Source organism: Methylocystis sp., from assembly GCF_021731785.1.
Taxonomy (GTDB): Bacteria; Pseudomonadota; Alphaproteobacteria; order Rhizobiales; family Beijerinckiaceae; genus Methylocystis.
Genome location: NZ_JAKFWS010000047.1, coordinates 1 through 25979, shown reverse-complemented (window position 1 = coordinate 25979; position 25979 = coordinate 1). Strand labels below are relative to the sequence as shown.

The window sequence follows — 25979 nt, the reverse complement described above, 5'->3', positions numbered from 1 at the left end:
CGCTGATCCTTTTCTACCGCGTCAGCTTCTCGATGATCGCCGGGCGCTTCTGCCGCTATGCGCCGACCTGCTCCGAATACGCCGATGAGGCGATCGCCAAACATGGCCTGTGGGTCGGCGGCTGGATGGGCTTGGCGCGCGTCTGCCGCTGCCGGCCGGCCGGCGGCGCTGGATTCGATCCTGTGCCGGAAACGCTACGCGCCGACGCCAGCGCGCTGACGCCATGGCGCTATGGCGTCTGGCGCCAGCGTCCGGTGTGTGAAGCGGTCGCGCCTGAGGATGAGACAAACTCCAGTCGCCCTTAATTGAGCACGACGACTTTCGTCCCGACCTTAACCCGGCCGTAGAGATCGACGACATCCTTGTTCGTCATGCGGATGCAGCCCGATGACACGGCGGCGCCGATCGTGTCAGGTTCGTTGGAGCCATGTATGCGGTACTGGCTTGAGCCGAGATAAAGCGCGCGCGCGCCGAGCGGGTTGTCCATGCCGCCGGCCATGTGGCGCGGCAAATCCGGCCGGCGCTTTAGCATCTGCGGCGGCGGGCTCCAATCCGGCCACTCGCGCTTGCGCGAAACGGTTTTTTCGCCGGACCAGGTGAAGCCCATTCGGCCGACGCCGACGCCGTATTCGATCGCGCGGCCGTCGCCGAGCACATAATAGAGCCGACGATCCTTGGTCGAGATGACGACCGTGCCGCGCTTGTACTCGGGGTGGCGCCAGTAGACGACCTGCCGCGGTATCGCCTGCTCGCGAAAAACATTGAGGAAGTCAGCGAGCGGACCGCGGCTGATCGGGCTGTCGAAAGCCTGCGCCGGCGCCGCCATCAAGAAAAGCGCCGAAAGAACGATTGATCCGCGCTTATGGCGCATGGCGCATCTCCCGAAAGCCGCGCCCCGAGCTTTTTCGGGGATTGTGGCTGATTTCGGGTCGCCGCCTCGCGAGCGGCCGGCTTTCAGCGTCGGCGGCGTTTGGCGCGCCGCGTTCTACGCGCCGCCCGCCGTCCGAGCGCATCGATCGAGGATGTCGATCACTTCGTCATCGCTGATCTGACGAAAATCCCGATAGAAGAAACCGATCGCGCCGAAGGCGCGAGGCGTCTCGAGGCAGATGATTTCGTCGACCTCCGACGCCAGCGACTCGAGCGTGTCGGGCGGCGCGACCGGCACGGCGAGCACAAGCTTCTTTGGCCCGCGCGCGCGAACGGCGCGCAACGCCGCGCGCGTCGTCGCGCCGGTGGCGACGCCGTCGTCGACGACAATGGCGATATGTCCTTTCGCCTCGGGCCGCACGCGGCCTCCGAGATAAAGCCGGCGGCGACGCTCGATCTCTTCAAGTTCGCGCGCGCACGTCTGCTGAAATTCCTGTTCGCTGACATCAGCCATGGCGATCACGTCATCGTTACGCACCACGACCGGATTGCCGCCGTCCGCAACCGCGCCCATTGCGAGTTCCGGCTGGAAGGGCACGCCGATTTTCCTGACGAGTACGAGATCGAGGGGCGCGATCAGCAATGTCGCGATCGGCTCGGCGACAGGCACGCCGCCGCGCGGCAGCGCGAAAACGACGACATCCTCGCCCTTGAATTTTTGCAGTTCGGCGGCGAGGCGGCGTCCGGCGTCGGTGCGGTCGTAAAAGGACATGTCGTCGCCTCACCTTTTTCTATGCGCTGTCGGCGAGCGCCACTTGCGCAAGATCGAGATAGCGCGCCGCGAGCGGCTCCCATTTCGCCGGTTCTCGCGGCGCGTCGTCGAGAAGATGCGCCACGGACTGCCGCGCGCGCAGCGCCGCGCGCCAGGCGGCGTAAAGCAAGACCAGGCGCCGCGGCGGTTCGCATGACAGGCGCTGCGCGACTTTGTCGACGAGTTCGGCGCCAAGCCGCTTCGCGCCGATGAGCGCGCATTCGACGCCAAGATAGGCTAGCTCGTCGAAAGGGTCGACCTGGCGAAGCTCGGCGTTGAACTCCAGACAGTCGAATATGGCGATTGGGTCGCGAAGGCAGATGTGCTCGGGACGCAGATCGCCATGGCCGTCGACGACATGGCCGTCAAGCGCGCGCGCTTGCAATTGCGTGCGGCTGGCCGCGAGTCGCGCATCGAGAAGATCGAGCAGAACGGGCGTGCGCCCATGATCGAGCGCGAAATCGCGTCGCGTCAGAATGTCACGATTCTTTTCCTGCTCGCGACAGAAACGCTGCGCATAATCCTCTGGATTGATCGAGGAACGTTCGGCATGGCGATAGAACTCCGCCAATGTGTCGCAGAGCGCTTCCATTTGCGCGCCGGTCAGGCGGTCTTCGGCGATCAGCCGGTCGAGCATCGCTTCGCGCGGAAGGCGACGCATCGCGACGAGCCAGTCGACGGCTTCGCCGTCGCCGCAAAGCGCCAGGCGGTGCGAGGCGCTATAGGTCAGCGGAACGACGCCGAGATAAATGTCGGCCGCCAGCCGGCGATTGAGGCGCACTTCCTCGCGGCAATTCTCTTCGCGAGCTTTGATCGTCGAGAAGTCGAGAAAAGGATAGCGAACGGGCTTCTTGAGCTTATAGACCTTGTCGCCCGCGAGAAAGACGTATGACATATGCGTTTCCAGCACGATGACCGACGCCGGCGCATGCGCATAGGCGTCGGGCGTGCTGAGACATCGCACCTTTTCAGCGATCGACGGCGACTCGGCATCGCACATAGCGCTCGTTCTGCTATCGGAGATCGATTCCATTTTCGCGTCGCTTCTCAGCCCTTGACGCAGATGAGCGGCTTGAGAAATGCGACTTTTCTCGCCAATCCCGCAGCCTCGGCGGAATCGACCACCGCGCGAACATCCTTATAGGCGCCAGGCGCCTCTTCAGCGACCCCGCGCAGCGAAGGGCTCTTTATGATGATCCCCTGCGCGCGAAGATCGTCAACGATCTTGCGTCCGCCCCAGGTGCGCGTCGCCGCATGCCGGCTCATGCGCCGCCCTGCTCCGTGACAGGCTGAAGCAAACGCCTGGCGCTCGCTTGTCTCCATGCCGGCCAGAACATAAGAGCCTGCGCCCATGCTTCCGCCGATGAGCACCGGCTGCCCGTAAGGGCGCAGCGCCTCGGGCAAACTCTCGTGACCCGGCCCGAATGCGCGTGTCGCCCCCTTGCGATGAACGAAGAGCTGGCGCGTTTCGCCGTCGACCGCATGACGCTCGACCTTGCAGGTGTTGTGAGAAACGTCAAACATGAGCGGCAATTCCTCATTCTCGAAAAACCTGGCGAAGACCTGCCGCGCCAGATGGCCGATGATCTCGCGATTGGCCAGCGCGCAGTTGATCGCCGCTCGCATCGCGCCGAGATATTTCTGCCCAAGGTCAGACTTTATCGGCGCGCAGGCCAGTTCACGATCTGGCAAATCGATTCCGTAGGCTTGCGCCGAGATCACCATATCACGCAAATATTCCGTGCCGATCTGATGGCCGAGCCCGCGCGAACCGCAATGAATCGTCACGACGCACTCGCCCTTGACGAGGCCGTATGCGGCGGCGGTCCTCTCGTCGAAAATTTCGGCGACTTCCTGGACCTCGAGATAATGATTGCCTGAGCCGAGCGTGCCCATTTCGCGCCGCTGGCGCTTGCGCGCATGTTCCGACACGGCGGCGGGATCGGCGCCCGACGCGCGTCCTCCCTCCTCGATCCGGGCGAGATCCGCGGCGCGCCCGAGACCGCGCTCGATCGCCCATTGCGCGCCGCCGAGCAGCATGGCGTTCAAGCCCTGCTCATCGAGGGCGATCTCGCCCTGTGAACCGACGCCGGCCGGAACGTGTTCGAAAAGCGCGTCGGCGAGTTCCTGCTGAACCGAAACGACTTGCTCGCGCGTCAAATGCGTCAGATGCGTCCGAACGCCGCAGGAAACGTCGAACCCGACGCCGCCGGCGGACACCACGCCGCCTTCGTCTGCATCGAAGGCCGCGACGCCGCCGATCGGAAAGCCATAGCCCCAATGCGCGTCGGGCATGGCGTAGGAGGCGCGAACGATGCCGGGAAGTTTCGCGACATTCGTCACCTGATCGAACACCTTGTCGTCCATGTCCTTCATCAGGTCTTCACTCGCGTAAATGATCGCCGGCGCGCGCATCCCGCCGAATGGCGCGACCCGCCACGCCGTGTCCGAAATCTTCTCGAAACGAGAAAGGTCCATGGCAGTCCTCCGGCGTCTAAACGTCGATCACGCACTGCGCCCGCCACAGTCCAGGCCGATCCTCGACGCAGGCGAGTTCCGTATAGGTCGCGCCTTTCGCTTCCACGGCAGGCGCGTGTCGCGAGCGCGATACCACCTCGCCGCGAGCGCGGCCTTTGAGATGATGATCTTCGATTTTCACCTCGAATGCGCCAAACACCATTCGGCGCTCGGCCATCTCGTATATGAGCGCATTCAGCCAATCGACGAGCAATAGATCGAGACGCGGCGCTTCGAGAACAATGTCTATCGTTTGCTCGAGCCGAACGGTCGACGGATCGAGGATCGCCGCCATCACCGCGAGCGCGGCCTGCACAAAAGCCTCTTCCGGCGTCGCGCCAAAGGCGCGCACCCCGATGTCCGCGTCATGCGGAAAATGCTCCCAGCGCCCGGTCGCGCCGTGATCGTCCGCTGCGGACATAGCGCGAAGGTCAGGCGGCGGCGCTGCCGAGCGGGGTAACGCGGCTCGCTTGCGGGCCCTCTCGGCCCTCCTCCTCACTGTAGCGCACCCGCGCGCCGGGGCTCAGCGCGTCAAATCCCGGGCCTTCGACGCTGTTGCGGTGGAAGTAGACCTCTCGGCCGTCCGGCGCTTCGATGAAGCCAAAACCCTCCTCCTTCGACATTTTTTTTACAACGCCGGTCGGCGCGGTCTCGTGATGTTTGACCTTGCCGCGCATGCGCCGCACCTGGTCCTGCAACCGCCGCCGCGCCCGTTTGAACGCATCGTTCAGCGCGAAGTCGAAATCCTGGAATCGCTCGTCGAGCTGGGGCGTGCGCTCGATCGCAACCTCCCGCTTGTCAGGCAGAACAAGATGCAGATTGATCTCATAGAGCCCTCCGGTGCGATGATGCGCGCCAGGTCCTTTGACGACGACGCGACAGGCTGTCGCACGGCCGTAGCGATCTTCGAGCTTTTCTATCAGACGCATTATTTTTTCCTGCCGGTCGGAGGAAGGCTCAACCCCTTGAAAATCGATCTTCGGCTGCGTTTGCATGCGAAAAAATCCTCCTAAAGCTGAGGCGAACAGGCGAGCCCCCTCAAATGTATATGGCGAAGACTGAGCGGCATCTCCAGATAGAAGATTCATGGAGTGACGCCATGTAGCAGGCCAGGCATATTCAACGAGGCTGAAGCGTCATACGAAATCCGTTCGCATGGCTCGGATGTCATTCTCGGCGCGCGCAATGCGGGCGATCGGGAATCCCAGAGCAAAGCTAGCGTTCTTGGATTGACTGTGGATTCCCGGTCAGGCCTTCGGCCTGACGGCAATGACGCGGTCCAAGCGAACGGATCAATCGGAATCCTATCAGAACGAGCGAGGTTTTCGAGCATGACGAGCGACTTCAGGACGATCGGCGTCGCAATAGGGCCGAAGCGGCTCGAAGGGTCGCTTTTCCTGCCTCAAGAGCCGCGTGGGCTTATCATTTTTGCGCATGGCAGCGGCTCCTCGCGGTTTAGCCCGCGCAACAGATATGTCGCCGAACGACTTGTCGCGCAGGGCTTTGCCTGTTTGCTGTATGATCTGCTGACCGCCGAGGAAGGGGAATACCGCCGCAATGTCTTCGACATCCCGCTGCTCGGCGCCCGCGTCGTCGAGGCGATCGCCTGGGCCGGCGTCGAGAGCGACGCGTCCGGCCTGTCGATCGGCCTTTTCGGAGCAAGCACAGGCGCCGCGGCGGCGCTCACGGCCGCAGCCGACGAGCCGAGCGTGGCGGCCGTCGTCTCGCGCGGCGGCCGGCCCGACCTCGCGGGCGACGCGCTGCGGCGCGTTAAAGCGCCGACATTGCTGATCGTCGGCGGACTGGATTACGGCGTCATTGAACTCAATCGCAGCGCCCAACAGTTGCTTGGATGCCGTAACCGTCTCGATATCGTTCCGGGCGCCACCCATCTCTTCGAAGAGCCAGGGACGCTGGAGAGCGTCGTCGAGCGCGCGACGGAGTGGTTTACCCAATATCTTGGCGCGGTTTGCGATTAGGCGAACCGATGGCTTCCTTTGCGCAATTTGAACGACGATAGAAGGTTTTAACGACATGACGACGATGGCGATGACCGAGCCGCCGCTCAAGCGGCTTTTCGACCGGCTGGACTTCGCGCCGCAGCCGAAACGGCCCGAACTCCAGATCGTGCACGAGCGGTGGGAGGCTGCGCGCGACGGGGCCGTGGCCCCAAGAAGAAGCGCCATCAGCTTTTCGACGCAGGATCGTGGCGCAGCTGAGACCATCTTCGTGCATCGATTCGACGTGCCGGGCGACGACAGCATTCTGACCGAAGGCGCGCCGGCCGCCACGATGTTGCTTGGTCCCTGCAAGATCGGCGACAGGCTGAGCGAAGCCGCAAATCGCCGCGGCGCGGCGCGGCTGCGGCGCTTGCTCAAGGAAGTGCGACGATCCGGGCAGCCGGTGCTTGCGCAATACACCGACGTCGAACATGGCCGCGATCGCGCCATTGTCGAGATTCTGGCGACGCCGCTTTCCGAAGACGGGCGCACGATCGACGCGACGCTCACCGCAAGTTGGGCGCATGTTCTGGATGGCGCGCCGGCGCGGACGCCGCGCGAAGCGGACAGCAGCCTTGCGCTTTTCGCGCTCGGCGCCAGCACGGCGCTTGGCGAAGAGGTCGCGCAAACGCTTGGCGCTGAGCTGACGCGGCTCGAAGATCGCGAATTCGAAGACGGCGAATATAAGATCCGGCCGCTTGAAAATGTGCGTGGCCGCGACTGCTATGTCGTCTTTACCCTGCATGGCGATCACGTCGCGAGCAGCGCCGACAAGCTGTGCAAACTTCTGTTTTTCATTGGCGCGCTGAAGGACGCCGGCGCCGAGCGCGTCACAGCCGTCACTCCTTATCTTTGCTTCTCGCGCAAGGATCGGCGCACGAAGCCCCGCGATCCGGTCACGACGCGTTACGTCGCCCAGCTCTTCGAGGCGATTGGAACGGATCGTCTGGTCTGCATCGATGTGCATAACATCGCCGCATTTCAGAACGCGTTTCGTTGCGAGACGGTTCATCTCGACGCGCAGGCGCTTTTCGCGCGCCATGTCGTCGCTGATGTCGGCGACTCGGCCGTCGCCGTCGTGTCTCCAGACCTCGGCGGCGAGAAGCGCGCGGAATTGTTCCGGCTGCGGCTCGAACGCATGCTGATGCGCCCGGTCGCCAAGGCTTTCATGGACAAATATCGCAGCGAGGGTCGCGTCGTCGGCGACATTTTCGCCGGCGACGTCAAGGATCGCACCGCGATCATCATCGACGATTTGATCGCCGGCGGCGGCACGGTGGCGCGCACGGCGGCGGCGTGCCGCGCCAATGGCGCGGCGCGCGTCTGGGTGGCAGCGACTCACGGCGTGTTTTCCGAAAAGGCGGCCTCCGTGCTCGCGAGCGCGCCGATCGACAGGCTGATCGTCACTGACTCCGTTCCGCTGGAGCCCGCCGTTGCGACCGCGCTGGGCGATCGCTTGACGCTGGTCAGCGTCGCCGGTCTCGTCGCGGAGGCGATCCGAAGGCTGCACGCCAATGGTTCGATCACGCAGCTGCTTGACGAAGGACCATAGGGCGACTTGGTTTGCGCCACGCGACAGGTCGCGCCACAAGCCTTCAATGAACATGGAAGACGTCGTCGTTCGCCGCATGTGCAAAGCCGAGCTCGGTCTCGCGCTCGATTGGGCCGCGGCCGAGGGCTGGAATCCCGGCCTCAATGACGCCGAGAGTTTCTATGCGGTCGATCCCGAGGGTTTCTTTATCGCGGAGCGCGCGGGCGAAGCTTTGGGCTGCGTTTGCGCCGTCGCCTATGATGAAACCTTCGGCTATGTCGGGCTTTTCATCGTTCGCCCGCCATATCGTGGCGCGGGCGTCGGCCTTCGGCTCTTGAATGTCGCGCTGCGGCATGTGCAGGGACGCAATGTCGGCCTCGACGCCGCGATTGAGATTCAAGACATTTATCAGCGATACGGGTTCAAGTTCGCCTATCGCAACATACGGCATCAATGCGTCGGCGGCGGCCAAGCCCCGGCGGGTCTGACGGAGCTGGCGTCGGTTCCTTTTGACGAAGTCACGCGTTACGACGCAACCGTCTTTCCAGCAGCGCGCGCGAAATTTCTTTCGCTCTGGATTGCTCAGCCGGGCGGCGCGTCGCTTGCCTTTATGCGGCGACGGGAGCTCGCCGGCTACGGCGTGCTGCGCCCCTGCCGCACCGGCTATAAGATCGGACCGTTGTTCGCGGACGATCCGCAGATCGCCGATGCGCTGTTTCAGGGCCTCTGCGCGCGGGCCGAAGGCGCGCCTGTCTTTCTCGATACGCCCGAAGCAAACCCCGAGGCAATCGAATTGACGAAGCGGCGCGGGCTGACGCCCCTGTTCGACACCGCACGCATGTTTACGAGCGGAATGCCGCCAGGACTCATCGAGCATTGCTATGGAGTCACGACCTTCGAACTCGGGTAAGGCACGCGGCGAATATCCTCAGCAAGCTGGCGCGACGCTTGGTTCGATCAGCGTCGGGTCGTCATTGGCGTCGTTCGCGCGGTTGACGCGCCGCGACACGATCCATTCCTGCAAAGCGTCTTCGGGCGCCGGCCGAAGCCATGCGCCGGGATCGTCGCCTGTCAGCCATGCATTGGCGTCGCGCCAGTCCAGAATGATTGGCATTCGATCGTGGAAGGAGCGCATCCAGCTGTTCGCTGGACCGACGATTATCGTCGCAGACTCGATGCTCGCATTGCTTTCAACGTCGCGACAGGCGCTGCAAACCCCGGCAAACGCTAAAGGAAAGCCGTCGCGCGCCGTAAAATAATGCGGCGTCTTGGCGCCCGTCGCGCCGGTCCATTCGTAAAAGCCCGACGCCGGAATGATGCAGCGGCTCACAGCGAAGGCTGAGCGAAACATCGGTTTTTCGGCGATCGTTTCGGCGCGCGCATTGAAGGTGGCAGGCAGTTCGCGCAGAGGCTTTTTCCACCATGAGGGCGCAAAGCCCCAGCGCATCTGGACGAGCTCGTTTCCTGCCGGCGCCGGCCTGATGACCTCGATCGTCGTGGTCGGCGCCACATTGTAGCGCGGCCGCAGGTTGCGCGGCTGGCCGATAAGGTCGGCAAGCCGCTGGAGCTCCTCCCACGACAAATGCTGCGTAAAGCGCCCGCACATTGGGCGAGACGTCCCTCTGTCAGTAGTAATATCGATGCCGACGGTAATATGGGCGCGGCGCCGTCGCGGCGCCAATGAGTGCGCCGCCCGCAGAGCCGATCGCCGCCGAGGCGAGCATCGGCCCCGCAAGGCCGCCCGACGCGAGCGCGCCGATTCCGGCGCCGCCGAGACCGCCGATAATTCCACCGCCAAGCGCGCGTTCGCCCGGCGTATAGCAGCCGTAAAGCGGCGCGGCGGCCGCCAGGACCGTCGCGAATAAGAGAGCTTTCTTGGCTAGGCGAGCCGTGGCGATGCCGTGCATGTTCATTTCCTCATTCATCCCGTTTCCTGGTCTTCGCTGGCGCGCTGTCGACGCCTTCAACGTCCCGAATGACCCCAGATTTGCGCCAGAACGATGGCCTTGCGCTGGAAGGCGAAACGGGCTCGGACGTAACCCTCGCCGCTCTTTCAAATAGGAATATTTAGAAAGACGTATTTTGAAAGATTTCCGATAAGAGCTCTCTCGTATTGACGTAACGAATTGCTTGTTAAATCTTTCGGCAATGCAAGCGGCGGCGACTACTCCTTTTCGATGTCGAACATCCAGCCTTGAGCTGAGTGCTCGTCCTCAAGCGACAGGGATTGATTTGTGACGCCGCCCGCGGCGACCGGTTTTTTGAAGGAGAGAACTATTGTGCGATCTCGCAAACGAAAGAATACGCATTGATTCGATCCTCGCCGAAGCGATGAGCCAGAGTTTGGCGCAAACGTCGATCGACGAAATCGAACTCGCCGGCTACGGACTTGCGGCGCTACGCAGCCACTATGCGATGTCGTGTCCGGACGAATGCATGCGCAAGCGGTGCGACGAATTCGCCGCGCTGGTTGCGCTGTCGCATCGCGCGCAGCGGACGGACCGAGAGACCAACGAGCAGCGAAGAGGAACGCGCGATGTTCATGGCGTCGAATCAGTTCAGGGTCGTCAAGGGCTGCGAGGAGACATTCGAAACGGCTTGGAAAGAGACAAGCATCCGGCTCCGAGAAGCGGCAGGCTTGATCGGCTTCCGCTTTCATAAGGGAAGTGAGATCGGCCCGCACGTGCTCTATTTCTCGGTCACGATGTGGGAGACGGAAGAGCGCTTCATCGATTGGCGACGCGCCGAACTTTATGGGACGCCATGCGGAAGCACGGGCCCGCGTTACGGGTCGCGGCTCGAAGAATTTGACGCGGCCGTCTCCAGAAGCAATCCGCAATAGAGCGCCGACGGGGCCTTCGGGAGAAGCATATGTTGGGAATTGGCGACAGCCTGCCGCACTTCGCCGTCATCGGCGTGAAGCCGGGATTTAACGAAGTCGAGGAAAACGGTGAGACGGCGTTCGAAACGGTGAGCGAGTTGAGCTTTCCGGGAAAATGGAAAGTGATTTTTTTCTATCCGAAAGACTTCACCTTCGTTTGCCCGACCGAAATCGCCGCCTTTGCCGGCCTGTCGAAGGATTTCGCCCAGCGCGGCGCCGTCGTTCTCGGCGGCTCGACCGACAATGAATTTGTCAAGCTTGCCTGGCGGCGCGACCACAGCGACCTGCAGAATTTGCCGATCTGGCAGTTCGCCGATCCCAAGGGAGATCTGATCGACGGCCTTGGCGTGCGCGCGCCGTCGGGCGTCGCACATCGCGTCACCTTCATCGTCGATCCCGACAATGTCATTCAGCATGTGTATGCGACCAATCTCGACGTCGGCCGCGCGCCGGAGGATACGCTGCGCGTGCTCGACGCGCTGCAAACCGGCGCGCTCTGCCCCTGCAACCGGCCGGTGGGCGGCGAGACTCTCAGCCCCGCGGCGTGACCTTACCGGCGGCGCCGGGCAAGTGCAGCGTCAAGCATTTCGCCGCGCCGCCCGCCTTCATGAATTCGGAAAGCGGCGTAACGACCGGCGTGAACCCTGCGTCGATCAAGCGCGCGCGAAGATCGTCCGAACAGGCGTTGAGGAAAATGCGTCCGGCGGCCTCGACGGCGTTGCAGGCGAAAGAAGCCGCGTCCTTCTCGCCCACTTCGATCCGCTTGTCGGCGGGGACGATCGCTCGAATTGCTTCCAGCGACGCGAGATCGAAGGCTGCTGGATAATACATCAGCCAGCCGCCGCTCAGCGGACAGAAACATGTGTCGAGATGATAGAAGCGCGGATCGACGAGCTTCAGCGCGATCGTGTTTCGTGAAAAAATCCTTTCTAGCTGTTTGGGCGCCGCTTCGCCCGAGCGCCAGCCATGGCCGCACCAGACGATGTCGCGCGCATGGTCGATCAGCGCATCGCCGGCGCCTTCAAATGGAACATTCTCCGGCCAAGGCGCGATCGCATAGCCCTGCGCCTCGAACCAGTCGCAAAACAGACGCTCCTCAGGGCGCCGCTCCCTGGCGCGGAATCGGCTCACCACGGCCGTGTCGCCGATCACAAGCCCGGCATTGGCGGTAAACACCATGTCCGGCAAGCCAGGCGTCGGCGCGACGAAGGCGATATCGCTGTGCGCCGACAGATTGCCGCGCAAATTCTCCCATTGCGCCTGGGCGCGCGGCAGCGTCGCTTGTCCGACCTGATGTTCCATCCATGGGTTGATGATGTAGTCGACGCCGAAATAGTCCGGCGCGCACATGAGGATGGCGCCGCGCTTGGCCGCTGACGGCGACGCCGCAGCGTCTCGCGTTTGGACCCGGGGCGTGTCGCCACACACGGCGACGTCGGCGTCGGCGTCCATCAGCGACTCCTCTTGCATTGAGCGAACGTCAGTCATGCGAACTGCAGCCGAAAGCATTGCGCGCCGATTTTTCCGGCGAAGCATGCGATGTCGGGCGCGGTGAGAAACATCGCCATGCCATCTCCGATCGATCCGGGACGGAACAAGCCTAAAGCGCGGCGCCGTCTTTCAAAATGGGCAAAATCTATCGTATTGCCTGAATCTTGTGAAATTCGTCATACATATTGATCAATTCGACAGAGGCTCACAGCCATGGATGACCTCGATCATCGACTGATCGCTTTGCTGCGAACCAACGCGCGCGCCTCTTTGTCTCAGCTCGCGAAGGCGCTCGGCGTCGCGCGCGGCACTGTCCAAAACAGGCTCAATAAGCTCATCGCTTCCGATGTGATCCTGGGCTTTACCGTTCGCCTGAAAAATCCGGCGACGCCCGACCGTATTCGCGCGATCATGATGGTCGAGGTCTCCGGCAAGAGCTCCCGTCGCGTGGCCCATGCATTGCGCGGCCTGCCTCAGATCCAGACGCTCTACAGCACCAACGGGCCGTTCGACCTGATCGCGGAAATCGAATGCGCCAATCTGGACGAATTCGATCGCGTGCTCTCGAGCGTCAGAACGACCGAAGGAATCGCCAGAAGCGAGACGAGCCTGCTGCTCGCTCCGGCCTGAGTCTCAGGACAGCGCCGGCGCCTCTTTCACGCCTTTCGAAGCGCGTTGTTCATCGCCTTCGGTCGCGCGCGGCAGCAGAACCCGGGCGATCAGTCCGTGGGGCGCTCGATCGAGCAACGATACGGACCCGCCGCGGTTCTCGACGAGCGACCGCACGATCGAGAGTCCGAGGCCAAAACCGCTGTGCTGGTCAAGCGTTCGTCCGGGCTGACCGCGAACGAAAGGCTCGAAAGCGGTTTTCTTGCTCTCCGCCGAAATCCCGGGCCCATCGTCGACCACGTCGACCTGAAGGAGTCCATCGGGACATTCCGCCAGAAAGATGTCCACTGTCTTGGCGTGATGCGTCGCGTTTTCGACGAGATTGGTGAAAATGCGCTGCACGTCGCAAAGCGATCCGAAGATCATCATGTGGCCGTCGCCATGGTAGGTGACCTCATGGCCGAGGTCGCAGAATTCGTCGGCGACCGTTTGCAGAACGCTATCGAGGTCAACGAGAGAGGAGTCGGATGTGTCATCGCCTTCGGCGCGCAGATACTGAAGATTCTTGAAAAGCATCGTATCCATGAGATCGATGTCGCGCATCATGCGCTGGTGGAGGCCTTGGTCGGAAACAAACTCCGTCTTCAGCTTCAGCCGGGTGATGATGGTGCGCAAATCGTGACTAACGGCCGCGAGCACATGCGCTCTCGCGGCGATCATCTTGCTGATGCGCGCCTGCATGCGATTGAGCGAGCGAGTCAATTCACGAACTTCATACGGCCCGCGTTCGGTCAGCTGCGCTTTCGTGTCGACGTCGTTGGGAATCTGCTCGGCATATTTTGCGAGTCGTCTGAGCGGCGCCATGATCGCGTTCAACGCCCAGAAAGTGAAGATCGCCGTGAATATGATAAAGGACAGCGCGGTTCGTGCGCCCTGCGTCAGGATGAACGGCTCGTCCTCCGCATGCTGCCAAAGCCAGCGCCATATCCAGCCTGGAGATTTTTGATGCTGGGCGATCGAAATCGTCGCATAGCCGCCCTTATGCAATTCGACCGCGAGGACGCCGTAATCGTTTGGCGCCGACCCCGCAACCTTGAAAACGTCTGCGCCGTCCCACAGCATCGAATCGATATGACGGATTTCATTGTCGAAGGCGAGGTCGCCGCCGCCCGCCGACGAATCCGCCACCTTCGGCCGCGAGTCGTGAATCTCGATATTCGCGTAAGGAACAGCGCGAGAAAGCGCCGAAATGACGTGGTCTCTCTCGGGGAGCGGCGCGACGTCGAGAGCGACGATGATGCTCGCGATGAAATCGCCCTGGTCGACAATGTGACGCCGCCCGAAAACATGGAACATGCCGATCACGATGATTTGAAACGCGACGATCGACACGAGAATAAGCAGTGTGATCTGCACGGCGAGCTTGTTGGGCCGGAAACGCCATGGAACGCGAATTAAGTTCATGCGCGGGCAACCTGAGTGGAAAAAATATATCCCTCGGACCGCACCGTCTGGATAAACGCTGGCTTCCTCGGGTCCGATTCAATCTTCTGTCGAAGCCGGCTGATCAAGACGTCAATGCTCCGTTCGAATGGCCCGGAGGTCGGGCCATGGGTCATGTTGATCAGCTGTTCGCGCGTCAACACTCGATTGGGATTTTCGCACAGCGCATGCAGCAGATCGAATTCAGCGCCGGTCATGGCGACCCTTATTCCGCATGGCGCAACGACTTCTCGAGAGAGAACGTCGACCCGCCAGCCAGAGAAAAGATAAGCTTGCCGCACGGCGCGCCCATCGACGGCGGACGGCGTCTCGGTTCGCCTCAGAACGGCGCGGATGCGCGCCAGGAGCTCGCGCGAATTAAACGGCTTAACGATGTAATCGTCCGCGCCTAGTTCGAGCCCCAAAATCTTATCGATATCCTCCGACTGCGCCGTCAAGATAATGATCGGAACGCGCCGCTCGGATCGCACGCGCCGGCAAATCGACAGACCGTCTTCGCCAGGCAGGTTGAGATCGAGAATCAAAAGATCGTATGCGCCCGTGCTGAAAGCGGCGTCCATTTCCTCAGCGTTCGCGACCACTTTCGCCTGGATATCGTGCGCTGCAAGATAAAGCGAGACGTACTCGCCGATTTCGGCATCGTCTTCGACGATCAGGATTGAAACGGGAGCAGCCAAAGGACGCGCGATCGCTTTCGTTGAGATTGCCGGAAACTATCAATGCAATGTTTCTGGAGAGTTTCCAGCAAAAAATCGGCCGTCGCCGCAGCGTTTGGACGGCTGTGGGACTCGTGACCGATTGGCGCCCTGATTCAGAAAGGAATCAGAAACAATTTTCGCGCTGCGAAAGAAAGGAGAAACACCACGGCGAAGGCTTTGTCTTATCCTGCGTCGTCGCCTGCGAAACGCGGCAAGTCTCGCATCCGCCCTGACCCCATGATTTGCAAGGACGAAGCATGAAGAGCAAGGCTCACGCTCTTCCAGACGGTCTGGGAGCAGCCGCCATCAACGCGGCCGACTCCCAGAGTTCTGGATCCGCGGCGCAGGGCGAATGGCGCGCCGCTTGCGGCGAAGACTCAGCCCGCCTGTTCCCCGCAGACGTTCTGAGTCACCCCGAATATGTCGAGCGTCAAGCAAATATCACGAAGGCGGCGTCGACTCGCTTCGTGCCGAAAACCGGGCTCGCAGGATTGGCCGAAAATTGGCGTGCTGACATCCTGTCCGGTTTCCTCGTCTTTCTCATCGCCTTGCCGCTGTGTCTTGGCATTTCGATGGCGTCGGGATTTCCGCCGCAGGCGGGCATTATCACCGCTATCGTCGGCGGCCTCTTCGTTTCGCGGATCAACGGCTCCTTCGTCACCATCATGGGTCCTGCCGCGGGCCTGATCGTGGTCATTCTCGATTCAGTGCAGGCGCTCGGCGGCGGCGACGCCAAGGCCGGGTACCACTACACCTTGGCGGCGATCGTATGCGCCAGCGTCATTCAGACGCTGATGGGCCTGATGAAGGCCGGCAAGATGAGCGCCTTCTTCCCGTCATCGGCCGTTCACGGCATGCTGGCGGCGATCGGCATCATCATCATGGCCAAGCAGATACACGTCATGCTTGGCGTCAAGCCCGACGCGCAGTCGCTGTTCGCGACGATCGGCGCGATTCCGGCAAGCCTTCGGGACATGAATCCGGAGGTCGCGATCATTGGCGGTCTTGGACTTCTCATCCTGATCGCCTGGTCGCTCGTCAAGAACCGTCGCCTGAAGATGATCCCGGCGCCGATCATCGTCGTGATCGTGGGCATGGCGCTCGCGCAATATTTCGACCTCGACGACGAACATATCTATCTCTTCCTGCCGGATTATCTGTTCCTGCCGCATCACGAATTTACGATCGGGCCGAAATTTCTGGTCTCCATCCCGCAGAACTTTCTTTCGGGATTCGCCTTCCCAGATTTCTCGTTGATCGGCGCGGGCGTCTTCTGGCAGCAGGTCTTCGCGATCTGTCTCGTCGGGAGCCTGGAGAGTCTGCTGAGCGCGGCGGCGGTCGATAAGCTCGATCCCTGCAAGCGCACGTCCGATCTCGACCGCGACGTCGCGGCGGTCGGCATCGGTAACATCGTCTGCGGTCTGATTGGCGGGTTGCCGATGATCGCGGAAATCGTCCGCAGTTCCGCCAACGTCAATAATGGCGCCCGCACAGGATGGGCGAACTTCTTCCATGGGCTGTTTCTGCTGATCTTCGTCGCACTGTTCCCGAGGGTCATTCACGAGATTCCGCTCGCCTCACTTGCGGCGCTGCTGGTGTTCACCGGCTACCGTCTTGCGTCTCCGCTCGAATTCAAGAAGACGCTGGCGATTGGCTGGGATCAGCTCGCCGTTTTCGTGATCACCATCATTGGCGTGCTGGCGACCGATCTCTTGATCGGCGTCGCGATCGGCATCATCGCCGAGTTTCTGTTCCACCTGTGGCGCAGCGTGAACTGGAAACAGGCGTTCAAGCTGCGTCGCAACATCGTGGAGAGCGAGCCGGGCGTTTACCATGTCAACATCGGCGGCGCCGCCTTTTTCGCCAACTACCTCGCGCTCAAGGGAGACCTCGCGAAGCTCCCGAAGGGCAAGACCGTCATCTTTGATCTCTCAGAGTCCTGGTGCGTCGATCATACGGTGATGGAGAACCTCCATCACTTCTGCGAGGACTATGAATCGAATGGCGGGCGCGCAGAGATTGTCGGGCTCGAGCAGCACATCGCGACATCCCAGCATCCGCTCGCGCCTCGCAAGCGCGCCGCCTGAATTCCCGAGCCTGGCGGACGAGCGCGCCCGACGAGGGCCACGTCGACTGGAAGGTAATAAGCATGCCGCTCTCTACCTCGCGTTGACCTGCGTCAGCGCGCTGCTCGCCGTCAGCGTTTACGCCATCATCGACAGGCGCAATCCCGACATCAGCCGCAATGTCTATCGTAGCTGCATTGCTCTGTGCGGCATTCTCTTCCTCGCAGCGGTCATGCCGAGAGGCGCCAATGTGCTTTCGGCGACCCTGCCGCTCGGCCTGCCGTGGATCGGCATGCATCTCGGGATCGACGTCCTCAGCGCCTTCTTTCTCGCCGTCGTCAATCTCGGCGGCGCCGCCGCGAGCGCTTACGCGATCGGTTATGGCGCGCATGAGAAAGAGCCCATGCGCGTTCTGCCGTTCTATCCGGCGTTTCTCGCCGGCATGAACATGGTCGTGCTCGCCGACGACGCCTTCAGCTTTCTCGTCGCCTGGGAGTTCATGTCGCTCGCGTCATGGGCGCTCGTGCTGACGCATCACCATGACGCGGAAAACAGACGCGCGGGCTTCGTCTATCTGTTGATGGCGAGTTTCGGCGGCTTCGCGCTGCTGATGGCGTTCGGCGTTCTCGGCGGGGTCGGAGGCGCCTACGACTTCGCCGCGATTCGCGAGTCGACGAAAGAGGGCTGGAAAACCGGCCTCGTTCTGGCGCTGGCGCTCGTCGGCATGGGCTCCAAAGCCGGACTGGCACCCCTGCATATCTGGCTGCCGCTCGCGCATCCCGCGGCGCCAAGCCATGTCTCGGCGCTGATGAGCGGCGTCATGACTAAGGTCGCGGTCTACGGCTTCATTCGCGTCGTATTCGATTTGCTCGGACCGCCATCCTTCTGGTGGTCGGTCGAGCCGATGATCTTTGGCGCGGCGAGCGCGCTCATCGGCGTCCTCTTCGCGACCATACAGAGCGACCTGAAAAAGCTTCTCGCCTACAGCACCATCGAAAATATCGGCATCATCTTCATCGCGCTGGGACTGGCCCTGGCGTTCAAGGCCAACGGCATGGCGCTGCCGGCCGCGCTCGCCTTCACCGCGGCGCTGTTTCACGTGTTCAATCATTCGCTGTTTAAGAGCCTCCTGTTTTCAGCGCCGGCGCCGTTTTGAACGGGAGCGGCGAAAGAAGCATCGAGCGCCTCGGCGGCCTCATTCATTCCATGCCGAAGACGGCGTTTCTGTTTCTCGGCGGCTGCGTCGCCATCTCCGCCCTTCCGCCGCTGAACGGCTTCGTCTCGGAATGGCTGGTGTTTCAAGCGATCCTGCTCAGCCCGTCGCTGCCGCAATGGACGGTGAAGCTTCTCGTTCCTGCTGTCGGCGTCGCGCTGGCGCTTAGCGCGACGCTTGGCGCAGGCTGTTACATCCGCGCTTATGGCGTCGCTTTCCTCGGACGGCCGCGCAGCGAAGCCGCGCGGACCGCGACAGACCCCGATCGTTGGTCTCTCGGGACGATGGCGGTTTTGCTGACGATGTGCCTCATGGCCGGCCTGTTGCCAAGCCTCGTCATCGACACGATTTCGCCGGCGGCGAAAGACTTTGTCGGCGGCCGAATGCCGACGCAGGCCGAACTCTCCTGGCTCTCGATCGCGCCGGTCGCCGAAAGCCGCAGCTCCTACAACGGTCTTCTGGTCTTCGTCTTCATTCTGTTCTCCGCATATTCGGCGAGATGGATCATCCACAAATTCGGCTCGGCGCGGTCGCGGCGCGCGCCGGCCTGGGACTGCGGCTACATCGAAACCAGCCCGATGACGCAATACACGGGCAGCAGCTTCGCGCAGCCGATCCGGCGCACGCTTGGCGTCATCGCCTTTTCGGTGAAGGAGCGGCTCGACATGCCGGCGCCGGGCGATATGCGGCCGGCGCGACTGAGCATCGAGATCAAGGATCGAATCTTCGACTATCTTTACGCGCCGCTCACGCGGGCGGTCGAGACATGCGCCTCCGGTTTGAACATCCTCAGTCTTCTGACGATCCAGGAGTATCTGGCGCTCGTATTCGGCGCCCTCGTCTTCCTGCTGGTCCTGGTGGCGATATGAATTTTCTCTTCGACCTCGTCGCGCAGGGCGCCCAAATGCTTTTGGCGCTCGCGCTTGCCCCACTGCTCATCGGCTTCGTGAGAAAGCTGAAGGCCCGTCTCTTGCACCGCAAAGGACCGCCGATCATCCAACCCTGGCGCGACATCATTCGGCTGCTGCGCAAGGAGGTCGTCCTCGCCGAGAACGCGTCATGGCTGTATCGCTCGGCACCCTATCTGATTTTCGCCATGACCTGGGTCGCGGCGTCGCTGGTGCCGACTTTCGCCACGGGACTGATGTTCAGCTGGGCGGCCGATCTCATCGCCATCATCGCCCTGCTCGGCAGCGCACGCTTTTTCCTCGCCCTCGCCGGCATGGACATTGGAACGAGCTTCGGCGGCATCGGCTCGAGTCGCGAGGCGATGTTCGGCTCGCTGGCGGAGCCGGCGACAATTATGATCGTCTTCACCGTCTCCTTCGTCGCCGGAACCACGCAGCTTTCGGAAATCGCCGCCTATATGGCCGGAAATTTGGAATTGCGCGCCTCGGTCGGCATGGCGCTCGTCGCTCTGCTGATCGTCGCCATCGCAGAAAACGGACGCGTCCCCGTCGACAATCCGGCGACGCATCTCGAGCTGACGATGGTGCATGAAGCGATGGTTCTCGAATATTCGGGGCGCTATCTCGCGCTCATTGAACTCGCTTCAGCGCTCAAGCTGCTTCTCTACATCTCTCTCATCGCCTGCGTCTTCTTCCCGGTCGGGCTCGCACGGCATGATGCAGGCTTGCAGGCGATGGCCATCGGTCTGGGCGCTTACGTGCTGAAGCTTGCGATCGGCGAAGGCCTGCTTGCGCTGTTTGAGACATCGAGGGCGAAGATGCGCGTCTTCCGCGTCCCGGACTTTCTCGGCGCGGGGCTGATGCTCGGCCTCCTCGCGACCCTGCTCGTTTTTGTGACACGGAGCCTTTGATGGAATTGCTGACAATCGACATCGCCCATATGCTCGCGGGCGCGCTCGTCTTAACGAGCTTCATGCTGCTCTATCAGGACCGGCTGTCCGGACTAATCAACATCTACACCCTCCACGCCGTCATTCTCTCCTTGTCGGTCGCCTGGCAGGCCTATTATCAGGACGCGCCGCACCTCTATGTCACCGCCGGCATTGCGGCGATTTTCAAAGCGCTGATCATTCCCTACAGCCTGCGCCGCATCATCGAGCGTTTGGGCGTGCATCGAACCGTCGAAGTCGTCGGCGGCGTCGGCATAACCATGCTCATCGGCATATTTCTGGTGGCGCTGTCGCTCGTCGTCATGCTGCCGGCGACGGCCGCCGCCGACCCGCTGGCGCGGGAAGATATCGCTTTCGCGCTGGCGATCGTGCTGCTCGGACTGCTGATGATGGTGACGCGACGCAACGCCGTCAGTCAGATCATCGGCTTCATGTCGCTAGAAAACGGCCTGGTTCTCGCGGCGGCGGGCGCCAACGGCATGCCGCTCGTGGTCGAGATCAGCGTCGCCTTCTCAATCCTCATCGCCTTCATTGTGATCGGCATCTTCCTGTTTCGTATCCGCGAGCGATTCGACAACGTCGATCTATTCGAACTCGATCGCGTGCGCGGAGGACGTTCATGAGCGCCGATCTTTTCATGGTCTCGAATGCCCTTGTCGCCATTCCCGCCATCGCGGCCGTCGCCCTCGCCGTCGAGCCGGCATACCGGCGCTCAGCGGTCATCAATGTCTGCGCGAGCGGCGCGACCTTCCTTTTCGCGCTTGTTCTGCTGATCGTCGAGCCGGAGAACGGCGGCTATCTCTTCGTCGACGATCTCAACATCGTCTTCGTCGTGCTTTCGACCTTCATCGGCTTCACCACGAGCGTCTACAGCGCGAGCTATATCGACCATGAAATCGAAACCGGCCGGCTGACCTCGACGAACGTGCGCTTCTATCACGCGATGTATCAATCGCTGATGTGCGCGATGAATCTGGCACTTCTCGCAAGCAACATCGGCCTGATGTGGGTCGCGGTCGAAGTCGCAACCCTGACCACCGTGTTGATGGTCGGCATCTACCGCACGCCGCATGCGCTCGAGGCCGCCTGGAAATATTTCATCCTCGGCAGCGTCGGCATCGCGCTGGCGCTCTTCGGCACAATCCTCATTTACATGGCTGCTGAGCCGGTGCTGGGCCAGGGTTACGACGCGATGGTCTGGAAAACGCTGATGTCACAAGCGCCGCAGTTCAATCCGCGGATGCTCAATGTAGCTTTCGTATTCCTGATGCTCGGCTACGGCACGAAGGTTGGGTTGGCGCCCATGCACGCCTGGCTTCCCGATGCGCATGCGGAAGGGCCGACGCCGATTTCGGCGGTCCTGTCCGGCCTACTGCTCAACGTCGCGCTCTATGCGGTGCTGCGGTTCAAGATGCTGCTGACCGCCAACGCCGCGGCGATCACGCCGGGACCGCTGATGATTGCGCTCGGCCTGGCGTCGCTCATCATGGCGGCTTTCATGCTCTACCGCCGCGGCGACATCAAGCGGCTGTTCGCCTATTCCTCGATCGAGCACATGGGCATCATCGCCTTCGCCTTCGGCATGGGCGGCCCGCTCGCCAATTTCGCCGGCCTGCTGCACATGACCATGCACAGCCTGACGAAGTCCGCGATCTTTTTCTCCGTCGGCCACATTGCGCAGGCCAAGGGCACCCAGAGGATAGCCGACATCAGAGGATTGACGCAGAGCCAGCCGGCGCTTGGCTGGAGTCTCGTCGCGGGCGTCGTGGCGATCATTGGCCTGCCGCCGCTCGGCATCTTCATGAGCGAATTTCTCGCCGTGAGTTCGACCTTCGCGCGTCAGCCGCTCCTCGCTATTCCACTTGTTTTCGGCCTCCTTCTCGCCTTTGGCGCCTTGCTGTTGCGGACGACGGGAATGGCGTTTGGCGCGCCGACCCCTGATGTAGGCGAGGTGAAAGCTTCGATGTTGCCGCTCTACGCGCATCTCTCGCTTGTGCTGCTTGCAGGCGTCTATCTGCCGTCTCACCTCGTGACCTGGTTCCAGAACGTCGCGCGACTCTTGGGTTGAGCACGAAGGATGAAGAAATGAACTTCGCGAGCAAACAAACAGCGACCCAATCGTCGCCGCCGAGTTGCCTACCCTGGCCGCGCGAGATTGTCGATAAGGCCAGCTGGCTTGCTTTGGCTGAGAGCCTCGCAAAGGGCGAGCGCGAACTCTTGAGCCTATGGGGGGAAACCTCATGCGTGCATATGGCAGTTCTCGAACCACGCGAGCCGCGCCTGCGCATCGTCACGTTCGAGTGCCCTGAAGACTCCTTTCCATCAGTCGGGCGGCTCCATCCTCCGGCATTGCGGCTCGAGCGCGCGATCCACGATCTTTACGGCTTAAAACCCGAAGGCACGCCCGACCATCGCGCCTGGCTCGATCATGGCCGCTGGGGCGTCCGTCAGCCCTGTGGCGCACGCCATGAGATCAATACCGTCTGCGACCCATACACGTTTCTGACCACCGAGGGCGAGCCGCTCCACTTGATACCGGTCGGGCCCGTCCACGCCGGCATCATCGAGCCGGGTCATTTCCGCTTCTCAGCCAATGGCGAAACCGTCGTGCGCCTCGAGGAGCGGCTCGGCTTCGTGCACAAGGGCGTCGACCGATTGATGGGGGGCGCCTCGATCGAGCGCGCTGCGCAGATCGCCGCGCGTGTTTCCGGTGACAGCACGGTCGCCTACAGCCTCGCCTTCGCGCAGGCCGTCGAGGCGGCCTTCGACGTCGCTGTCCCGCCGCGCGCCACATATCTGCGCGCCTTGATGGCTGAACTCGAACGGCTTGCCAATCATTTCGGCGACATCGGCGCGATCTGCAACGACGCGGCCTTTGCATTGATGCACGCGCAACGCGGCCTCGTGCGCGAACGCATCTTGAGAGAAGCGGCAAGTTGCTTCGGACACCGCCTGATGATGGATCGCATCGCGCCGGGCGGAACCGTCGTCAACTTGAGGCAGGACAACGCTGCGGCGCTTTACGCGCTGGTCGACTGGATCGAGCTGATGACGCCGCGACTGATCGCACTCTTCGGCGACACGACATCGCTGCAGGATCGGACCGTCGGAACAGGCGTCATCAGCGAAGCCCTCGTCAAGCAATATGCCTGCGGCGGCTATATCGGGCGCGCGTCCGGCCGGGCGTTCGACGCGCGCAAGGCGATCGGTTACGCCCCCTATCCGCAGTTTGCGTTTGAGATCGGCGCCTCAAAGGAGGGCGACGTCGACGCGCGCGTCTGGGTGCGCTTCGACGAGATCAAAGCTTCGCTCAAAATCGTCAGACAAATTCTCGACGAAGCGCCGGGAGGTCCGGTCATCGGCGCCTGGGCGCTGCCCGAAGACTGGACGCGCGAAGGCGCGGCGCTCGTCGAAGGATTCCGCGGCGATGTTTTTGTCTGGCTTCGCATCCGTGCAGACGGCGTCGTGCAGCGCTGTCATTTGCGCGATCCGTCATGGTTCCAGTGGCCGCTGCTCGAAGCGGCGATCAAGGACAACATCGTCGCCGACTTCCCGCTTTGCAACAAATCTTTCAACTGTTCCTACTCGGGGCACGATCTCTAGGACCAGCGCGATGCAAAAATTCCTGCTTCAGGGCCTGCTCCGAAGCGCTCTGACCGAACAGGCGCCCACTCCGGATGCGACGTCGATGGCCGAACTCGGCTATACGCTCGAGCGCACAGCGCGACAGAAACTCGGGCGCAGCCTTTCAATCCGGGAAGTCGACGCGGGCTCCTGCAACGGCTGCGAACTCGAAATTCACGCGCTCAACAACGCGTATTACGATGTTGAGAGATTTGGCTTGCGTTTCGTAGCGTCGCCGCGTCACGCCGACGTCTTGCTCGTCACAGGGCCAGTGACAAAAAACATGCGTGAAGCGCTTGAACGCACCTATGCGGCGACGCCCGATCCTAAATGGGTGATCGCCGTCGGCGATTGCGCGTTTGACGGCGGCGTCTTTTGCGAGAGCTACGCGTGTATTGGCGCCGTTGCGAAAGTCGTTCCGGTGGATCTCCATATTCGCGGCTGCCCGCCCGATCCGACGACGCTGCTCAAAGGGCTGATCGCTTTCGTCGAAACTATGAGCTGAGATGACTCCACCGCGACGTTTGCAAATTACGACGTCGCACTGTCCGCAACATGGCGACGATCGCTTTTGAGAAATGCGCGAGCAATATTTGCGCGCCATCGGATAAGTTCAGGCAAAACCCCCGCAAAAAAAAACTTGGCTAGAACGAAGCAGCGCTGAGCGCTTCGCAAGCGATCCGCGGCGTCAGGCGCGACGCTATTCGTTGCGAATCGAGACGCGAGCAGAGGCTAGTCATGAACTTATACCGCTGGAAGAATGACGTCGCGATAGGCGCCCTTGTCGCAATTGTTTCGGCTACTGCGGCGCATGCGGCGTCAAGCGACGTCATCGAATCAAGGCTACGCGCGCTGGAGGCGGAGATCGCAAAATTGCGGCGCGAGGCGCGACAAGCCAAAGCAGACGCTCACCAGGCTGCTCATGCCGCACAGAGCAGCGCCGCGAATGCCGAGGCGGCGCGAGCTTCTACGTCGCTCATGCCGCCGGTTTTCGTCTCGTTCAAGAACGGCCTGTTCGTCGAGAGCGAAGACAAGGCCTACAACTTCAAAATTGGCGGGCGCATGCAGTTCGACGGCGGCGGCGCGACGCAGCCGCTCAACGGCTGGTCAAATCAGGCCGGCGTCCGCCAGGTGCGTCTGGAGATCGAGGGCAAGGCGGCAAATTACTGGTTCTATAAGCTGCAATATGACTTCGCGGGCTCGCAGTACGGCACGCCGTTCAACGCGCCCGTGCAAGGCGGCATTCGCGACTTCTATCTTGGCTTGCAGCATCCAATTCTCGCGCTGCCTTTCACGAAAGAGCCGGCGTTTATCCATATCGGCAGTTATTTCGAGCCCTTTAGTCTCGAATTCACGGCCTCTTCGCGCTTCCGCGACTTCATCGAACGCGCGATGGCGGTCGAAGCCATCGCGCCAAGCCGCCACCTCGGCGCGGCAATCGGCGCCTACGGCGACAACTGGACCGCCAAGGGCGGCGTCTTCACGACGAGCTTTGAAGATTTGAACACGAACCCCGTCGTCGGCGCGCCGCCCTTGATCGGGATTCCGGCGAAAGCCGGATGGTTTCCGACCGGCGGCGGCCAGTATTTCGAACTTACCGGCCGATTAACCTATGCGCCGATCATGACCCAGCATGATCTCCTGCATGTCGGCGTTTCCGGCCGCTATCACCAACCGAACAGCGCCACGGGATTGTCCGACGATCGCGTGTTGCGGATCGGCAACCGCATTCGCTCGGAAGCCTATATTCTTAATCAGGGGCTGCTTGGCACGCCGGATCTTTCTTGCGGCTCCGTCATCCTCCCGGGATGGACGGCGGCCGCCGCAGCGCATTGCGTCAACAATGTTGAATCCTTCGGCGTCGAACTTTCCGCCGCCCATGGACCGCTTTCGCTGCAGGCGGAATATCTGGCTCATACCGATCCCCATTGAAGCAGACTCATTGGGTCTTCACGAATCGGCTTTCGTCTGATTCTAGTTGGCGAACTCCAGGGGGTTCGCCATGGCGGCTGCGATTGGACTGCGGGAAGACTTTGACGCGGATGCGCTTCGGGCGATTGCGAAGCGCGCGAAAGATGGGCCTCAGGCACGCAGGCTCCTGGCGCTCGCCGCAATTTACGACGGCGCGCCGCGCGGCGAGGCGGCGAAGATTGGCGGCGTGACGCTCCAGGTCGTTCGCGACTGGGTTTTGCGCTTCAATGCGCATGGCGAGAGTGGCCTCGTTGACCGCAAGGCGCCGGGTCAACCGTCGCTCTTGAAGAACGAACATCGCGCCGCGCTCATGCGCATGATCGAGGACGGTCCGAC

26 protein-coding genes and 1 pseudogene are annotated in these 25979 nt (G+C 62.0%); 16 read left to right on the top strand and 11 right to left on the bottom strand.

Going from position 1 to position 25979, the window contains the following annotated elements; genetic code table 11:
* Positions 1–2: 2 nt before the first annotated feature.
* Positions 3–305: a membrane protein insertion efficiency factor YidD gene (gene yidD, locus QZ964_RS09805; protein WP_292531310.1), complete on the top strand. Its 303-nt coding sequence runs from the start codon at positions 3–5 to the stop codon at positions 303–305.
* On the opposite strand, the gene QZ964_RS09800 is transcribed toward yidD, so the two are convergent.
* From QZ964_RS09800 to QZ964_RS09775, 6 genes are all read right to left on the bottom strand, one after another.
* Positions 302–826 carry a L,D-transpeptidase gene (locus QZ964_RS09800; protein ID WP_292531314.1) on the bottom strand — a complete coding sequence of 175 codons (525 nt, stop codon included), beginning with the start codon at positions 824–826 and terminating at the stop codon, positions 302–304. The two genes, yidD and QZ964_RS09800, sit on opposite strands and share 4 nt — an antisense overlap.
* A gap of 159 nt (positions 827–985) precedes the next feature.
* A complete protein-coding gene (locus QZ964_RS09795; RefSeq protein WP_292531308.1) occupies positions 986–1642 on the bottom strand; it encodes a phosphoribosyltransferase in 657 nt (218 codons plus the stop codon).
* Between the two features lie 19 nt (positions 1643–1661).
* A complete protein-coding gene (locus QZ964_RS09790) occupies positions 1662–2681 on the bottom strand; it encodes a hypothetical protein (protein ID WP_292531306.1) in 1020 nt (339 codons plus the stop codon).
* Between the two features lie 47 nt (positions 2682–2728).
* On the bottom strand, positions 2729–4159 hold the full coding sequence (locus QZ964_RS09785; protein ID WP_292531304.1) for an RtcB family protein: 1431 nt from the start codon (positions 4157–4159) through the stop codon (positions 2729–2731).
* Positions 4160–4175: 16 nt separating this feature from the next.
* Positions 4176–4619 (bottom strand): archease, encoded by a 444-nt coding sequence (locus QZ964_RS09780; protein ID WP_292531302.1) that lies wholly within the window; start codon positions 4617–4619, stop codon positions 4176–4178.
* Between the two features lie 10 nt (positions 4620–4629).
* On the bottom strand, positions 4630–5127 hold the full coding sequence (locus QZ964_RS09775; RefSeq protein ID WP_292531300.1) for a cold shock domain-containing protein: 498 nt from the start codon (positions 5125–5127) through the stop codon (positions 4630–4632).
* A 402-nt stretch (positions 5128–5529) separates the two neighbouring features.
* Here QZ964_RS09775 and QZ964_RS09770 point away from each other — a divergent pair, with 402 nt between their 5' ends.
* The 3 genes from QZ964_RS09770 to QZ964_RS09760 are packed head-to-tail and all read left to right on the top strand — an operon-like array spanning position 5530 to position 8639.
* Positions 5530–6177, top strand: coding sequence for an alpha/beta family hydrolase (locus QZ964_RS09770; RefSeq protein ID WP_292531298.1), 648 nt, complete (start codon positions 5530–5532; stop codon positions 6175–6177).
* Positions 6178–6232: 55 nt separating this feature from the next.
* Positions 6233–7750, top strand: coding sequence for a ribose-phosphate diphosphokinase (gene prs, locus QZ964_RS09765; protein WP_292531296.1), 1518 nt, complete (start codon positions 6233–6235; stop codon positions 7748–7750).
* Positions 7751–7796: 46 nt separating this feature from the next.
* A complete protein-coding gene (locus QZ964_RS09760; RefSeq protein ID WP_292531294.1) occupies positions 7797–8639 on the top strand; it encodes a GNAT family N-acetyltransferase in 843 nt (280 codons plus the stop codon).
* Positions 8640–8657: 18 nt separating this feature from the next.
* On the opposite strand, the gene QZ964_RS09755 is transcribed toward QZ964_RS09760, so the two are convergent.
* Positions 8658–9335 (bottom strand): SOS response-associated peptidase, encoded by a 678-nt coding sequence (locus QZ964_RS09755; protein WP_292531292.1) that lies wholly within the window; start codon positions 9333–9335, stop codon positions 8658–8660.
* A gap of 19 nt (positions 9336–9354) precedes the next feature.
* Positions 9355–9636: a hypothetical protein gene (locus tag QZ964_RS09750; RefSeq protein ID WP_292531312.1), complete on the bottom strand. Its 282-nt coding sequence runs from the start codon at positions 9634–9636 to the stop codon at positions 9355–9357.
* A 629-nt stretch (positions 9637–10265) separates the two neighbouring features.
* On the opposite strand from QZ964_RS09750, the gene QZ964_RS09745 reads away from it, so the two are divergent.
* Positions 10266–10571 carry an antibiotic biosynthesis monooxygenase gene (locus QZ964_RS09745; RefSeq protein ID WP_292531290.1) on the top strand — a complete coding sequence of 102 codons (306 nt, stop codon included), beginning with the start codon at positions 10266–10268 and terminating at the stop codon, positions 10569–10571.
* A gap of 29 nt (positions 10572–10600) precedes the next feature.
* On the top strand, positions 10601–11158 hold the full coding sequence (locus QZ964_RS09740) for a peroxiredoxin (RefSeq protein ID WP_292531288.1): 558 nt from the start codon (positions 10601–10603) through the stop codon (positions 11156–11158).
* On the opposite strand, the gene QZ964_RS09735 is transcribed toward QZ964_RS09740, so the two are convergent.
* Positions 11142–12062: a dimethylarginine dimethylaminohydrolase family protein gene (locus QZ964_RS09735; protein WP_292531286.1), complete on the bottom strand. Its 921-nt coding sequence runs from the start codon at positions 12060–12062 to the stop codon at positions 11142–11144. The genes QZ964_RS09740 and QZ964_RS09735 overlap by 17 nt on opposite strands.
* Before the next feature lie 252 nt (positions 12063–12314).
* Between QZ964_RS09735 and QZ964_RS09730 the strand changes: the two genes are divergently transcribed.
* Positions 12315–12731, top strand: coding sequence for an Lrp/AsnC family transcriptional regulator (locus QZ964_RS09730; protein WP_292531284.1), 417 nt, complete (start codon positions 12315–12317; stop codon positions 12729–12731).
* A gap of 3 nt (positions 12732–12734) precedes the next feature.
* On the opposite strand, the gene QZ964_RS09725 is transcribed toward QZ964_RS09730, so the two are convergent.
* The gene (locus QZ964_RS09725) at positions 12735–14174 is read right to left on the bottom strand and encodes an ATP-binding protein (protein ID WP_292531282.1); all 1440 of its coding nucleotides are present in this window, start codon (positions 14172–14174) and stop codon (positions 12735–12737) included.
* Positions 14171–14890 carry a response regulator transcription factor gene (locus QZ964_RS09720; protein ID WP_292531280.1) on the bottom strand — a complete coding sequence of 240 codons (720 nt, stop codon included), beginning with the start codon at positions 14888–14890 and terminating at the stop codon, positions 14171–14173. Before QZ964_RS09720 ends, QZ964_RS09725 begins: the two co-directional genes overlap by 4 nt.
* 278 nt (positions 14891–15168) lie before the next feature.
* On the opposite strand from QZ964_RS09720, the gene QZ964_RS09715 reads away from it, so the two are divergent.
* The 9 genes and pseudogenes from QZ964_RS09715 to QZ964_RS09675 form a co-directional block, all read left to right on the top strand.
* The gene (locus QZ964_RS09715; RefSeq protein ID WP_292531278.1) at positions 15169–16998 is read left to right on the top strand and encodes a SulP family inorganic anion transporter; all 1830 of its coding nucleotides are present in this window, start codon (positions 15169–15171) and stop codon (positions 16996–16998) included.
* A 46-nt stretch (positions 16999–17044) separates the two neighbouring features.
* Positions 17045–19059 (top strand): annotated as a pseudogene (hyfB, locus tag QZ964_RS09710) (hydrogenase 4 subunit B).
* Positions 19056–20009 carry an NADH-quinone oxidoreductase subunit H gene (locus QZ964_RS09705; RefSeq protein WP_292531276.1) on the top strand — a complete coding sequence of 318 codons (954 nt, stop codon included), beginning with the start codon at positions 19056–19058 and terminating at the stop codon, positions 20007–20009. The pseudogene hyfB and the gene QZ964_RS09705 overlap by 4 nt, the downstream one beginning before the upstream one ends.
* Entirely contained in the window at positions 20009–20671 is a 663-nt protein-coding gene (locus tag QZ964_RS09700; RefSeq protein ID WP_292531274.1) for a hydrogenase-4 component E, read from the top strand. Before QZ964_RS09705 ends, QZ964_RS09700 begins: the two co-directional genes overlap by 1 nt.
* Positions 20668–22116: a hydrogenase 4 subunit F gene (locus QZ964_RS09695; RefSeq protein ID WP_292531272.1), complete on the top strand. Its 1449-nt coding sequence runs from the start codon at positions 20668–20670 to the stop codon at positions 22114–22116. The genes QZ964_RS09700 and QZ964_RS09695 overlap by 4 nt, the downstream gene beginning before the upstream one ends.
* Before the next feature lie 17 nt (positions 22117–22133).
* On the top strand, positions 22134–23651 hold the full coding sequence (locus QZ964_RS09690) for an NADH-quinone oxidoreductase subunit C (protein ID WP_292531270.1): 1518 nt from the start codon (positions 22134–22136) through the stop codon (positions 23649–23651).
* Between the two features lie 10 nt (positions 23652–23661).
* Entirely contained in the window at positions 23662–24177 is a 516-nt protein-coding gene (locus QZ964_RS09685) for an NADH-quinone oxidoreductase subunit B family protein (RefSeq protein ID WP_292531268.1), read from the top strand.
* Positions 24178–24410: 233 nt separating this feature from the next.
* A complete protein-coding gene (locus tag QZ964_RS09680) occupies positions 24411–25604 on the top strand; it encodes a porin (protein WP_292531266.1) in 1194 nt (397 codons plus the stop codon).
* A gap of 70 nt (positions 25605–25674) precedes the next feature.
* Positions 25675–25979 (top strand): helix-turn-helix domain-containing protein (locus QZ964_RS09675; protein ID WP_292531264.1); only part of this gene is annotated, 305 nt, incomplete at its 3' end.

What these genes read in the sequence shown, in the direction of transcription:
- QZ964_RS09750 (WP_292531312.1), bottom strand. Translation starts at nt 9,636, where the DNA reads ATGCACGGCATCGCCACGGCTCGCCTAGCCAAGAAAGCTCTCTTATTC.
- QZ964_RS09790 (WP_292531306.1), bottom strand. Translation starts at nt 2,681, where the DNA reads ATGTGCGATGCCGAGTCGCCGTCGATCGCTGAAAAGGTGCGATGTCTC.
- QZ964_RS09730 (WP_292531284.1), top strand. Translation starts at nt 12,315, where the DNA reads ATGGATGACCTCGATCATCGACTGATCGCTTTGCTGCGAACCAACGCG.
- prs (WP_292531296.1), top strand. Translation starts at nt 6,233, where the DNA reads ATGACGACGATGGCGATGACCGAGCCGCCGCTCAAGCGGCTTTTCGAC.
- QZ964_RS09680 (WP_292531266.1), top strand. Translation starts at nt 24,411, where the DNA reads ATGAACTTATACCGCTGGAAGAATGACGTCGCGATAGGCGCCCTTGTC.
- QZ964_RS09725 (WP_292531282.1), bottom strand. Translation starts at nt 14,174, where the DNA reads ATGAACTTAATTCGCGTTCCATGGCGTTTCCGGCCCAACAAGCTCGCC.
- QZ964_RS09695 (WP_292531272.1), top strand. Translation starts at nt 20,668, where the DNA reads ATGAGCGCCGATCTTTTCATGGTCTCGAATGCCCTTGTCGCCATTCCC.
- QZ964_RS09800 (WP_292531314.1), bottom strand. Translation starts at nt 826, where the DNA reads ATGGCGGCGCCGGCGCAGGCTTTCGACAGCCCGATCAGCCGCGGTCCG.
- QZ964_RS09740 (WP_292531288.1), top strand. Translation starts at nt 10,601, where the DNA reads ATGTTGGGAATTGGCGACAGCCTGCCGCACTTCGCCGTCATCGGCGTG.
- QZ964_RS09785 (WP_292531304.1), bottom strand. Translation starts at nt 4,159, where the DNA reads ATGGACCTTTCTCGTTTCGAGAAGATTTCGGACACGGCGTGGCGGGTC.
- QZ964_RS09690 (WP_292531270.1), top strand. Translation starts at nt 22,134, where the DNA reads ATGAACTTCGCGAGCAAACAAACAGCGACCCAATCGTCGCCGCCGAGT.
- QZ964_RS09705 (WP_292531276.1), top strand. Translation starts at nt 19,056, where the DNA reads ATGAATTTTCTCTTCGACCTCGTCGCGCAGGGCGCCCAAATGCTTTTG.
- QZ964_RS09795 (WP_292531308.1), bottom strand. Translation starts at nt 1,642, where the DNA reads ATGTCCTTTTACGACCGCACCGACGCCGGACGCCGCCTCGCCGCCGAA.
- QZ964_RS09735 (WP_292531286.1), bottom strand. Translation starts at nt 12,062, where the DNA reads ATGGACGCCGACGCCGACGTCGCCGTGTGTGGCGACACGCCCCGGGTC.
- QZ964_RS09760 (WP_292531294.1), top strand. Translation starts at nt 7,797, where the DNA reads ATGAACATGGAAGACGTCGTCGTTCGCCGCATGTGCAAAGCCGAGCTC.
- QZ964_RS09700 (WP_292531274.1), top strand. Translation starts at nt 20,009, where the DNA reads ATGGAATTGCTGACAATCGACATCGCCCATATGCTCGCGGGCGCGCTC.
- QZ964_RS09770 (WP_292531298.1), top strand. Translation starts at nt 5,530, where the DNA reads ATGACGAGCGACTTCAGGACGATCGGCGTCGCAATAGGGCCGAAGCGG.
- QZ964_RS09755 (WP_292531292.1), bottom strand. Translation starts at nt 9,335, where the DNA reads ATGTGCGGGCGCTTTACGCAGCATTTGTCGTGGGAGGAGCTCCAGCGG.
- QZ964_RS09775 (WP_292531300.1), bottom strand. Translation starts at nt 5,127, where the DNA reads ATGCGTCTGATAGAAAAGCTCGAAGATCGCTACGGCCGTGCGACAGCC.
- QZ964_RS09715 (WP_292531278.1), top strand. Translation starts at nt 15,169, where the DNA reads ATGAAGAGCAAGGCTCACGCTCTTCCAGACGGTCTGGGAGCAGCCGCC.
- QZ964_RS09780 (WP_292531302.1), bottom strand. Translation starts at nt 4,619, where the DNA reads ATGTCCGCAGCGGACGATCACGGCGCGACCGGGCGCTGGGAGCATTTT.
- QZ964_RS09745 (WP_292531290.1), top strand. Translation starts at nt 10,266, where the DNA reads ATGTTCATGGCGTCGAATCAGTTCAGGGTCGTCAAGGGCTGCGAGGAG.
- QZ964_RS09685 (WP_292531268.1), top strand. Translation starts at nt 23,662, where the DNA reads ATGCAAAAATTCCTGCTTCAGGGCCTGCTCCGAAGCGCTCTGACCGAA.